Origin of the sequence: Mesorhizobium sp. WSM1293, assembly GCF_000513875.1 — a bacterium.
In the GTDB taxonomy this organism is placed as follows: domain Bacteria; phylum Pseudomonadota; class Alphaproteobacteria; order Rhizobiales; family Rhizobiaceae; genus Mesorhizobium; species Mesorhizobium ciceri.
In genome coordinates, this window is the sequence record NZ_AZUV01000001.1 from 968,418 (window position 1) to 980,608 (window position 12,191).

General features: G+C 63.3%; 10 protein-coding genes. 1 reads left to right on the top strand and 9 read right to left on the bottom strand.

Annotated features, from left to right (window positions below):
- Positions 1-58: 58 nt before the first annotated feature.
- Positions 59-2,128, bottom strand: coding sequence for an NAD(P)-binding protein (locus M729_RS0104935; RefSeq protein WP_024503968.1), 2,070 nt, complete (start codon positions 2,126-2,128; stop codon positions 59-61).
- 276 nt (positions 2,129-2,404) lie between these two features.
- Between M729_RS0104935 and argE the strand changes: the two genes are divergently transcribed.
- Complete coding sequence (gene argE / locus M729_RS0104940; RefSeq protein ID WP_024503969.1) at positions 2,405-3,565, top strand: acetylornithine deacetylase; 1,161 nt, start codon at positions 2,405-2,407, stop codon at positions 3,563-3,565.
- Between the two features lie 7 nt (positions 3,566-3,572).
- Here argE and M729_RS0104945 read toward each other — a convergent pair whose 3' ends face one another.
- The 8 genes from M729_RS0104945 to M729_RS0104985 all read right to left on the bottom strand — a co-directional run bounded on the left by M729_RS0104945 (position 3,573) and on the right by M729_RS0104985 (position 12,157).
- A complete protein-coding gene (locus M729_RS0104945) occupies positions 3,573-4,529 on the bottom strand; it encodes a LysR family transcriptional regulator (RefSeq protein ID WP_013530452.1) in 957 nt (318 codons plus the stop codon).
- A 151-nt stretch (positions 4,530-4,680) separates the two neighbouring features.
- Entirely contained in the window at positions 4,681-6,171 is a 1,491-nt protein-coding gene (locus M729_RS0104950; RefSeq protein WP_024503970.1) for an aldehyde dehydrogenase, read from the bottom strand.
- Positions 6,172-6,192: 21 nt separating this feature from the next.
- Complete coding sequence (locus M729_RS0104955) at positions 6,193-6,867, bottom strand: DUF1028 domain-containing protein (RefSeq protein WP_013530450.1); 675 nt, start codon at positions 6,865-6,867, stop codon at positions 6,193-6,195.
- 5 nt (positions 6,868-6,872) lie between these two features.
- Complete coding sequence (locus tag M729_RS0104960; RefSeq protein WP_013530449.1) at positions 6,873-7,289, bottom strand: RidA family protein; 417 nt, start codon at positions 7,287-7,289, stop codon at positions 6,873-6,875.
- A gap of 56 nt (positions 7,290-7,345) precedes the next feature.
- Positions 7,346-8,620 carry an NAD(P)/FAD-dependent oxidoreductase gene (locus M729_RS0104965; protein ID WP_027160927.1) on the bottom strand — a complete coding sequence of 425 codons (1,275 nt, stop codon included), beginning with the start codon at positions 8,618-8,620 and terminating at the stop codon, positions 7,346-7,348.
- Between the two features lie 153 nt (positions 8,621-8,773).
- Complete coding sequence (locus tag M729_RS0104970) at positions 8,774-10,378, bottom strand: GMC family oxidoreductase N-terminal domain-containing protein (RefSeq protein ID WP_027160928.1); 1,605 nt, start codon at positions 10,376-10,378, stop codon at positions 8,774-8,776.
- A gap of 95 nt (positions 10,379-10,473) precedes the next feature.
- Positions 10,474-11,277: an ABC transporter ATP-binding protein gene (locus M729_RS0104980; protein WP_013530446.1), complete on the bottom strand. Its 804-nt coding sequence runs from the start codon at positions 11,275-11,277 to the stop codon at positions 10,474-10,476.
- Positions 11,278-11,290: 13 nt separating this feature from the next.
- Positions 11,291-12,157, bottom strand: a complete 867-nt coding sequence (locus M729_RS0104985) for an ABC transporter permease (RefSeq protein WP_024503974.1) — start codon at positions 12,155-12,157, stop codon at positions 11,291-11,293.
- Between the last annotated feature and the right edge of the window lie 34 nt (positions 12,158-12,191).

Genomic DNA, 12,191 nt, shown 5'->3' on the forward strand with positions numbered 1-12,191 from the left:
TTGTGCAATGCGGTATGGTTGAAACAATCCGATATTCGCTGACCGCGCCGCAGGCGCCCTATTCCGCGGCCAACGCTGTGACCTCGCGCCGGAAGGGCAGTGCGTCGCCGATATCGGCTTCATCCAGCTCGCGCGCGAAGCGGTGGCCGGCATAGGTTGCCCAGGCGATCGGACCCGGCGCCTCGGCGTCGCCGATGATTTTGACCGAGCGGATGCCGCTATCGGCCCATTCGTCCCGCCGCGCCTTCAATTCCTGCCAGACACTATCGTCCTGGTGGCGTGACGTGACCAGCACCACGGCGTCCGCGGCGATGTCAAATTGGCTGCCCGTATAGGCGCACGCCGTGGCAACACCGCCCGGCACGATGCGCGTCACAGTCCGGTTCAGCACGATCTCGACGCCGCGTTCGGCCAGCCGGCGATGGATGGCGCCCTGCTCCAGCGTGTTGCGGGTCCAGTCGGACACATAGGCTGACGGCGTCACCAACGTCACCTTCGCACCCTGGCGCGCCATCAGCTCGGCCAGAACGCCACCCATGTAGTAGTGGTCGTCGTCGAACAGCACGACACTGCCGGTCGGCACAGTGCCGGCCATCAGATCGTCCGGCGTGTAGACCGGCATGGCCGGGTCGATCGGCATCGGCACGACATGCGCGCGCGCCACGCCGTCTCGGCGCCATGTCGAGCCGGTGGCAAGCGCAATGTTCTGAAAGCCGAAGTCCAGTATCTCCTGCGCCGACAATCGGCTTTCGAAATAGACGTCGACATTGGACATCTGGCTGATCTGGTACTGGCGGTAGTCGCGCACGCGTCCCCATGCCGAGAGACCAGGCAAGCGGCACTCGCGCGCCACGCGGCCGCCAAGTTCGGTGCCGGCCTCGGCGATGGCCACCTGATAGCCGCGCAGGCCGAGCGCACGCGCCGCCTCCAGCCCGGCCGGGCCGGCGCCGACGATCAGCACGCTGTCGCTATCGCCCTTGGCCTGCATGCGTTCGGGATGCCAGCCCTTGCGCCATTCCTCCATGAAGGTCGGGTTCTGCGTGCAGCGCGAGATCGACATGGTCATGTCGCCGGTGATGCAGATGTTGCAGCCGATGCATTCGCGAATGTCCTCGATGCGCCCCTCCTCCACCTTCTTCGGCAGGAAGGGATCGGCAATCGATGGGCGCGCGCAGCCGATGAAATCCAGCGTGCCGGACTTGATCATCTTCACCATCACATCCGGCGAGGTGAAGCGACCGACGCCTACGACCGGCTTCGAGGTCAGTTTCTTGATGCCGGACACCAGGCTCTCCTGCGCGCCCTCCTCCTTGAACCGCGACGGCCCGGAGCAGTCCTCCCAGGCGCCATGCGCCAGGTCCCAGAGGTCGGGCAGATCGGCATGCATCTCGATCATGTCGCGCACTTCGGAATTGGCAAAGCCGAGCTCACCGATCATCTCGTCCAGCGACAGCCGCAGCGTCAGGCCGCACGTGTCGCCGATAGCGTCCCTGCCCTCTTCGATCAGCTCACGCATCAGCCGCGAGCGGTTCTCCAGCGAGCCGCCATATTCGTCGCTGCGCTGGTTGGTGGCCGTGGACAGGAAGTGCTGGATGATGCCGAAGCCATGCGCGCCGTAGAGACACACCAAATCGAAGCCCGCGAGCCTCGCCCGTTTGAAGGCATTGCGATGCCAGCGGCGCAGGTCGCGAATATCCTGCTTGTCCATGGCGCGCGCCTGCACCGGATCGTTGGTGAAGGTGCGGATCGGCAGGGCCGACGGCCCGCGCGGCACTTCCTTGGTGTAGAGGTTCGGCCCGTTGATGCCTGAGTAGGCCAGCTGGATGCCGGCCAGCGCGCCATGCTGGTGCATTGCCTTGGCCATCTTCGCCAGCGCCGGAATATCGGCATCGTCCCACAGCCTGAGCTCGATGAAGGGCGTGATCTCCGATGTGTGGTGCATCTCGGTTTGCTCGGTGAAGATGACGCCCCAGCCGCCTTCCGACTTGATGCGGCGCATCTCGGCCGCGGCCGAAGGGTCGCGATAGCCGCCGCCATTGCAATGCGGCACCTGATAGAAGCGGTTCTTGGCGGTCACCGGACCGATCTTCACGGGCTCAAACAGAATATCATAACGCGGATCGCGCATGGAACGTGCCTTCCTGCCAGCGTCGCCCTGCAGCACGCCCGATCATGGTTTCGAGGCGTGACGCAAGCCGGCCAGCCCAGTGGGTTGATGCCGTGAGACCATTCATAAGTTGCGGCAAGCGCCGGAAAACAACAGATTTCTTCTGTGCCGGTTAGGCCGCGCCTAATCGCACACATCCGGATTAGCATCCGCTGAATCCCGACTGAGCCAAATGCGACTTCAAGGCCCCGGCCACGCGATGCTAGAAGTACCGACGGCCAATGAGACACAAGACGCATGGACAGCATCCAGATCCTTGAAAAGCTGCTCGCATTCCCGACGGTGAGCCGCGACTCGAACCTCGCCCTCGTCAACTACGTGGCGGACCTGCTAGACGCGCACGGCACTGCCAGCCAGATCATCCACAGCGAGGACGGCCACAAGGCCAACCTCTTTGCCACCATCGGACCGACTGATGCTTCCGGCATCATGCTGTCCGGTCACACCGACGTCGTTCCCGTCGACGGCCAGGCCTGGACGCTGCCGCCCTTCGAGATGACGAACCGTGACGGCAAGCTTTACGGACGCGGCGCGGCCGACATGAAGGGTTTTGTGGCCTGCGCGCTCGCCGCGTGCCTCAAGGCCGCGAAAATGACGCTGAAGACGCCTCTGCACCTGGCACTCTCCTACGACGAGGAGATCGGCTGCATCGGTGTGCGCAGCCTAATCGACATGCTGCAAGCGGCCCCGCATCGGCCGCTGCTATGCATTGTCGGCGAGCCGACCGATATGCAGGTGGCGACGGGGCACAAGGGCAAGCTTGCCGCACGCGCGCTTTGCAAGGGGCGCGAAGGCCATTCGGCGCTGGCCCCGCTGGCGCTCAACGCCATCCATCTCGGCTGCGACTTCGTCGCCGCCTTGCGCCGCGAACAGGACCGGCTGGTGCGCGATGGCGCCCGCGACGGCGACTACGACATATCATACACGACCGTCCATGTCGGCAAGATCAACGCCGGCGTGGCGCTGAACATCGTGCCGAACCTTTGCCAGGTCGACTTCGAGATCCGCAATGTCGCGGCCGACGACCCGCACGAGATTCTCGACCGCCTGCGCAAGGAGGCTGCTCATATTGCTTCCGAAGCCTCGACCATCGCGCCCGAGGCAGCAATCGACATCGACATCACCAACACCTATCCCGGCCTGGACACGCCAGCCAGTTCGCAAGCCGTCGCCTTCGTCAAATCGCTGACCGGCGCCAACAATACCATCAAGATGGCCTTCGGCACGGAAGGCGGCCTGTTCAGCCGCGATCTCGGCACGCCGACGGTCGTGTGCGGACCGGGGTCGATGGCGCAAGGGCACAAGCCGGACGAATTCGTCAGCGTCGAGCAGATGCGCCGCTGCGACGACATGCTGGAAAAATTGCTTAAGCGGCTTGCCGACCAGCAACTGGCGTAACCGGGCGCTACTTCTGCGGAAGCGCTGCCTGGCCGACGGCCCGCTCGGCTCCGAACACACCTTGCTCGACGACAAAATGCCGGCAGTGGTCGATGAACGCCTGGGCGGATTGCGTACGATGTTCGGAATTGGGCAAGGCGACGCCCATGGTCAGCGGCCGCAGGTCACCGTCCAACGGCACGAAGACGAGCGGCTTGCCGTCCGGCGCCAGCGTGTTGAGCGGCCGCATGTTGGCGATGCCGTAGCCGAAGCCGTTGGCCACCATGGAGCGCATGACCGCAATGTCGCCGGTGCGCTCGGCAATATTGGGCCGGATCCCTCGCTGGTGGAATGCCGACAGGAAATATTCGCGGCTGTACGGCAGGTCGAGCAGCACCATCGGCTCGTCGGCCAGTTCCTCCGTCGTGATCGACGCCTTGGTCGCGAAACGATGGCCCGCCGGCAGCATGACATAGGCCGGCACCAACATCAGCGGCTCGAAGGTCATATCCTGCGACAGTTCGAGATCGTAGGTCAGGGCAAGGTCGATTTCACCGCGCTGCAGCATCTCAAGCAATTGCCCCTGATTGCGCTCGAACTGGCGCACGCGCACATCGGGATAAGCACGCTCGAACCGCATGCGCAGCGCCGGCAGCACGATCTGCGCAAAGGTCAGCAGGCATCCTACCGCCAGCGGGCCGCGCACCTTCTCGGCAAAATCGCCGGCGACGTCATGCAAGGCATCGGCATCATTGAGCAGCCGGGCGGCTTCCTTGAGGAAGATGCGGCCACCGGCGGTGAGCGAGAGGCCGTGCGAATGCTTGCGGACAAAAAGCTGGACGCCGAACTCGGTTTCCAACTGCGCGATCGAGGCCGAAATCGATGGCGGCGACACATTGACCTGCTCGGCCGCCTTGGCGATGGAGCCGGCTTCGCCCACGGCAACGAAATATTCCAGCTGTCTGAGCGTGAAGCGTAGCGGCATGGCTGGCTATGTTGCCGGTTTGAGGGCTTCGATCAAGCCTAATGCATGTCGCGCAAAAGTGGCCCCGGTTTTGCGCAAACGACATGCATGGAGCAAAGGCCTAAAGCGCATCACTTGAATCCGTTCGATCGCGATGCGCTCTAGGCGCCCATCAATATTTGATCCATGTCGTTTTGAGCGCGGTGTACTTGTCGAGCGCATGCAGCGACAGGTCGCGGCCGAAGCCGGATTGCTTGAAACCACCGAACGGCGTCATCGGGCTCAGAGCGTCGACCTTGTTGACGGAAACTGTGCCGGCCTGCAGCCGCCCGGCGATGCGGTGCGCGCGCGACAGGCTGTCGGTCCACAGCGATGCGGCGAGCCCGTAGGGGCTGTCATTAGCGATGCGGATCGCGTCGGCCTCGTCATCGAAGGCAATGACCGAAAGCACCGGCCCGAAGATCTCGTCGCGGGCAATCGGATCGGCAGGCGTGACATCGTCGAAAATGGTGGGCTGGACAAAGCTGCCGCGCCCATTGACCGTGACCATGTCGCCGCCCGCGACCAGGCGCGCGGTCTTTTTACCGGCCTCGACGAAGCGCATGACATTGGCGGCGTGGCGACTATCGACCATCGCGCCCATTTTCGAAATCGGATCGAGCGGATCGCCGGGCTGCGTGGCCGCCGCACGCTGCACCAGTTTCTCCACCAGGGCATCCTTGATGCCGCGCTGGACGAGCAGGCGTGAATTGGCGGAACAGACCTCGCCCTGGTTGAAGAAGATGCCGAAGGCCGCCATATCGGCCACCACATCGAGATCCCCGCAGTCGGCAAAGACGAGGTTGGGGCTCTTGCCGCCGGTCTCCAGCCAGACCTGCTTCATGTTCGACTGCCCGGAGTACTGCAGGAACATCTTGCCCACCGCGGTCGAACCGGTGAAGGCGAGGCAATCCACATCCATATGGCGGCCAAGCGCCTGGCCGGCGGTTTCGCCAAGGCCGGGCACGACATTGAGCACGCCGGCAGGCAGGCCCGCCTCCATCGCCAGCTCCGCCAGGAGCAGGGCCGACAGAGGCGACTGCTCGGCGGGTTTCAGCACCACCGAATTGCCCGCCGCCAGCGCCGGCGCGCACTTCCAGGTCGCCATGTCGAGCGGGAAGTTCCACGGCACCACCGCGCCGACCACGCCAAGCGGCTCGCGTCGCACCAGCACCAGATCGCCTTCGCCGGTCGGCGCCACCTCGCCATAGATCTTGTCGATGGCCTCGCCATACCATTGGAAGATCGCCGCCGAGCCGGGGACGTCGACCGAAGCCGCATCCCTGACCAGTTTGCCCATGTCGAGCGATTCAAGCAGGGCCAGTTCATGCAGGTTGTCGCGCAGCAACTGCGCCAGCCGCAGCAACACCTCCTTGCGGTGCGCCGGGCTGGTGCGCGACCAGACGCCGGCGTTGAAGCTGCGCCTAGCGGCGGCAACCGCCAGATCGATGTCTTCCTCGCCGCAGGACGCCACTTCGGCCAGCACCTCGCCGGTTGCCGGATTGACGCTGGCAAAGGTCCGGCCCGAACGCGCAGCGACCGTCTTGCCGTCGATGAACGCCTTGTCACGAAAACGGATCGCGGACGCCTTGCCGATCCAGTCTTTGTGGCTGAGTTCACTCATCGCAGGTGACCCCTGTCTTGACTATTCGTCGCCCGGCACGCCGTAGCTCGGCGCATCGGATGGGTTGATCGCGCGGGTCACATAGGCATCGAGCTGTGGCTTGTAGAGTTGCCACAGCGCCGCCAGTTGCTCGATAGGACAATCGTCGGTCCAGTCGCAGCGCAGGTCGGCGACCGGCCACGCCACCTCACGCACCAGCTTCATGCCGGCGGAATGGACAGGGCCAGCCTCGCCGCCGGCTGTCAGCGCCGCGCGCATAGTCGCGATGAGGCGGTCGCCGAGATGCCCCTCCGACGCCAGGAAGGCCTCGACCATCGCTTGCGGCACGCCATCATGGGCCAGCATGTTGCCGCCGCAGGCGACATTGTCAGCTCGCGCCTCCGCCCAGATGCCAAGAGCTTTGGGACCCGAATGGATCGCGGTCGCTCCAGCGGCGTCGACAGCCAGCACCTGCCGGTATTCGGGATAGGCACCGGTGCGCTTCAATATGGCAATCGCCTCCGCCGCGGACGCGCCGCGCGCCAGCAATTCGAGACCGCGCAGTCCAAGCGTAGGATCGGTGACGTTCTGGCTGGCAATGGCCCCGGCGCCCGCCTGCGCATAGGCGCAGCGCGCCGCAACAGCAGGCGAAGAGGAGGACACCGCGACCCCGAACATGCCGGTGCGGCCGCACCGCGCGACAATGGAAAAGGTCATCGCAATCAGTCCGGAATGACGGCGGTGCCGTCGATCTCGACCAGCCAGTCCGGCCGCGCCAGGGCCTGCACGACAAGGCCGGTCGAGACGGGATGCACGCCTCTGATATACTCGCCCATGGTACGGTAGACCGCCTCACGATGGCGCACATCGGTGATGTAGACCACCACCTTGACCAGGTGCTCCATGGTGCCGCCGCACTCCTCGATCAGCTGGCGGATGTTCTGCATGACCTTGTGCGTCTGCTCGACCGGATCATGGCTGTCGATGTTCTTGGCCGTGTCGAGGTCCTGCGGACACTGGCCGCGCAGATAGACGGTCCTGCCGCCCCGCGTAACGACCGCCTGGCACAGATCATTGTCGAGCTTCTGCTCGGGATAAGTGTCCTTGGTGTTGAACTTTCGAATTCTTGTATGCGCCATCTTGGTCTCCGTCGGATCAGGCTCGAGGTCGGGGCATCCCGTTTGAGGTGCCGTGTCTATGCCACCTTGGTCTCGCGCTTCGCGGACGCATGGTAGGCCAGGTATTTGCGCTGCGTGGAAATATGGTCGGCCACATGCTGCGCGTCGTGCCAGACGCCCCAGATGAAGCTCGACCCCCTGCGCGATTGCCAAGGCAGTCCGAGGAAATAGATGCCGGGCTCGGTCGACACACCGCGCTGGTGCTTCGGCTTGCCCCTTTCGTCGAACACATCGACCTTCAGCCAGTTATAGTCGACGGTGAATCCCGTCGCCCAGATGATCGAACCTATCCCGGCTTCCGACAGGTTCAGCTCGAGAATGGGATCGGTCATGCATTGCGGGTCCGGGCCGATCTTGCGGGCCTCGGGCTCCGGGGGAAGGTCGAGGCCGTTGCGGGCGACATAGGCATCTGCCTCGTCCAGAACCGACATGTAATTCGCATCGCCGCGCGCGATATTCTTGGCCAGATCGGGTGCGAAGGTCATCACACCGTGCCTGTAGGATTCGGTCCGGCCAACCAGCGTCATCCCTTGCGCGGCAAGGCGCCGGAAGTCGATCGTCTGGCCGCCACGCGCGCCGCTGACCGCGATGGTGACATGTTCGGTGCCGGGCGCAGGCGCCTGCGCGTCCCACTTGCCCAAAACCCCCAGCCACCAGCAGAAGTCACGTTCGCGATAGGCCCGCGGCGGCCGATCGTGCGGCCCGACCGAGAGATAAACCCGCCGTCCCGCACGCTGGAGCTCGTCGGCGATCTGCACCCCCGAAGACCCGGAGCCGACCACCAGCACCGCGCCTTTGGGTAGTTGGCCGGGATTGCGATAGGCGCTGGAATGTATCTGCATAGGTCCGGCGTCCCCGGGAACGACGGCCGGGATGACCGGATGCTGGAAAGCGCCGGTGGCGGCAACCACGCTCCTGGCTTCGATCACGCCATCCGAGGTTTCGATCCGGAAGCCGGGACGGCCGACAAGCCTTTCCACTTTCCTGACCTCCACGCCGCAGCGGATGGGGGCAGCGATCATGTCGGCGTAAGCGACAAAATAGTCGGCGACCTTCTCCTTGCCGATAAAGGCATCCGGACCGGCATTGGGAAATTCCATGCCGGGAAAACGGTCATGCCAGGCGGGACCATTGGCGACCAGCGAGTCCCATCTTTCGCTACGCCAGCGTTCGGCGATGCGGTCCCGCTCCAGCACGAGATGGGGCACGCCGCACTTGCTCAGATGCTCGCTCATCGCCAGCCCCGCCTGGCCGCCGCCAACAACAAGCGTGTCTACTGTTTCGACTGGCATTCAGCGGCCCTTTCTGGCTCTCCCCGAGAGTTTCTGCGCATGCGGCGGAGGTCTGATCGTTGGTTTACTGGAGGGACCGGGCAGCGAAAATTACGATTTCATGTGGCAGTGGTTAGCTTGTTCCTAAATGCTGAATTGGCCGCGCGCAGACGGCTACGCCAGTATTGCCATAGCCGCCTTTTCGCCAATCATCATGGATGGCGCATTGGTGTTGCCACCGATCAATGTCGGCATGACGGAGGCATCAGCGACGCGCAGATTGTCGAAACCGCGCACCTTGAGACCGGCGGGATCAACCACCGCCATGGCGTCGTTGCCCATCCTGGCCGTGCCAACCGGATGATAGACGGTAAGAGCCTCGGCACGCAGATAGGCGAGAATCTCGTCATCGGTGTTCACGTCGGGCCCAGGCAGGATTTCCGGTCCGCGGATGCCGCCAAAAACCGGCGAAGCCAGGATCGAACGCGCGACCTTTATGCCCTCGACGAGGGTCAGGGCATCCTGTTCGTCACTGAAGAAGCGATGGTCTATGAGCATATTGCGGCGGGTGCCGTCGCGTTGAAGCGTGATTTCGCCGACGCTCCCCGGTCTCAACACACAGGTGTGCACGGCATAGCCGTGGCCATATTCGACGAGCCGACCGCGATGGCTGCGATAGCCCGGCACGAAGTGGAACTGAATGTCGGGTATGCTCCCGGCATACTTCGTCCTGGCAAAGCCGCCGGCTTCGACATAGTTGGTCGTCAGCATGCCTTTGCGCCGGGCGAAATACTGGAACGGCGCCGCCAGCATCGCCGGAAGATTGGCGAGTGAAAGGCCGAGCGTCTTGCGGCTGTTCGATCGCACCGTGATCATGCCATCGACATGGTCGCGCAAGTTCTTACCGACGCCTGGCAGGTTCGCGACCGGTTCAATCCCCGCTGCTTTCAGCTCCCCGGCCGGGCCGACGCCGGAAGCAAGCAGAATGCGCGGCGATCCGATCGCACCCGCGCTGAGGACGACCTCCGCTCGGCACCCCAACCGTTGGGTTGCGCCTGCCCTGATCACGTTGACGCCGGTGACGCGCTCGCGTTCAATCGCCAGATCAAGAACCTCGACGCCTGACAATATCCGCAGATTCGAGCGGCCGAGAATCGGCCGGACAAAGGCGCTGTAGGCCGAGAAGCGCTCGCCTCTGTTCTGGGTCACGTTGTAGATGCCGAGGCCGAGTTGGCCACCGGCATTGAAGTCGCGGTTCTCGGGCAGGCCTACGCCTCTGCCCGCCTCAACCCACAGGCTGGATACCACGTTGGGATCACGCGGGTTGTCGACCAGCAATTCGCCGTCGAATCCGTGATAGGCGGGGCTCTGCAACAGGCAGTTCCGCTCCAATTTCTTGAAGACCGGCAGGACATCGGCATAGGACCACCCGGCACAGCCAAGCGCTGCCCATTCATCGTAGTCCTGCGCGGCGCCACGAATATAGACCATCGAGTTGATCGAACTCGACCCGCCAAGAACCTTGCCCCGGTTGACCGGTATGCGGCGGTTGTTGAGCAGCGGCTGCGGCACGCCCTTGTAGCCGTAGTCGAAGTTCGGATTGCCGTAGAGCGAGAGAATGCCGGCCGGCACGCGCACCCTGGTGCGGTCGTCGCTGCCACCCGCCTCGATCAGGCAGACACGAACTGCCGGGTCTGCGCTCAGCCTGTTTGCCAAGACACAGCCGGCCGAGCCCGCGCCAATGACGATATAGTCAAATTCCGCCGCCTCGATGCTCATGCCTTGCCCGTTTCGTCATCCACACCGAAGACTGCCGATGTCTGTTTCATGCATGTCGTCTGCCCAAAACCGAGGTCACTTTTGAGCGACATGCATTAGTGCTCGTCGTCTTCGTCATTCTTCAGGAGCTCGAGGATCTCCCGCTTCATGGCGATGAAGTTCGGCTCCATGACCAGATCCATGCTGCGTGGACGCGGGAGGCCTACGCGGATTTCCTTCTTGATCTGACCGGGCCGGCCGGACATGACGAGCACCCTGTCCGCCAGCAGGATCGCTTCGTCGATGTCATGGGTAACGAATAGGACCGTCTTCTTGGAATGATCCCAGATCCTCAGCAAAAGCTTCTGCATGCTGTGACGGGTTTGGCTGTCGAGCGCTCCAAAAGGCTCATCCATCAGCAGCACGTCCGGATCATTGGCGAGCGCGCGCGCAATCGCAACGCGCTGCTTCATGCCGCCCGACAGCTGAGACGGGTAATGGTTGGCGAACTTTGCCAGACCGACCTCGTGGAGAAAATGCTCGACAATGACCCTGCGCTCGGCCGGCGCAATGCCCTTCCGCTTCGGGCCATATTCGACGTTCTGCGCCACCGTAAGCCAGGGAAACAGCGTATATGCCTGAAACACCATGCCGCGATCCGGGCCCGGCTCGGTAACAGGCTTGCCGCCGACTACGATCATGCCGCCGGTGCGCTCCTCAAGACCGGCGACGAGATAAAGCAGGCTCGACTTGCCGCAGCCGGATGGGCCGACGATCACACAGAATTCGTTGGGCACGACGTGAAAGGAAATGCCATCCAGCGCCAGCACCGCATTGTCACCCTTGCCGTAGCGCAGGACCACATTGTCGATGCCTATGTCGGAACTCTTTGGTTTCGTCGTAAGATTCAGGGCGTCCATGTGTGCGTGTTCCTCAATTGGCCCAGGGAGCGACGAGGCGGCGGATGCCCCGGAACAATTGGTCGGTGCAAAGACCAAGGATGCCGATCATGGCGATGGCCATGAAGATCACGTCGACCTGAAAGCCGCGCATGGCTTTGAGCGAGATGTAGCCAAGTCCGCTGCGGGCGGCGACGAGTTCGGCCACGACGAGATAGGTCCAGGCCCAGCCCATGGTGACGCGCAGCACATCCAGCACGCTCGGAAGCGTGGCCGGAAAGACGATGTGGAAGACCGTGTCGCCTCGTTTCGTGCCGAGCGTATAGGCTGCGTTGACGAGGTCGCGCTGGACGCTGCGAGCGCTGTCGGCGATCATGACGAGTTGCTGGAAGAAGACGCCGAAGACGATGACGGCAACGCGCTGCTCGATGCCGATGCCGATCCACAGGATGAAAAGCGGCACAAAGGACGTCACCGGCAGATAGCGTATGAAATTGACCAACGGTTCGAGAACGGCCTGCACGATGCGATAGGTGCCCATCGTCAATCCAAGCGGCACCGCAACGATGCTCGAAAGGACGAAGCCGATCAACACCACCTGGACGCTGGCGAAAACATGCTCCCACAACGACCCGTCAAGCGCCATGCTGATGGTGGTGGACAACACGGATTCTGGGCGAGGCAGGAACATTTCCTTGACCGCTCCGGAATAGGTCAGCGCGAACCAGCCGCCGATGACGGCAATCCAGACCATGAAGCCGAGCGTAATGGAGAGAGAGCGCGGCACAGCCCGAAACGGTGTGGCGATGACTTTCAGGACGGATCGACCGGCCTGACCTTCTTCAACTCTCGCGGTCACGCCATTGCTGACCAGAGAGCTCGTGTTCGGTGCTAGTGTCACGGGATACCCTTTTGGGCCGCTTGAACCGGAGGCG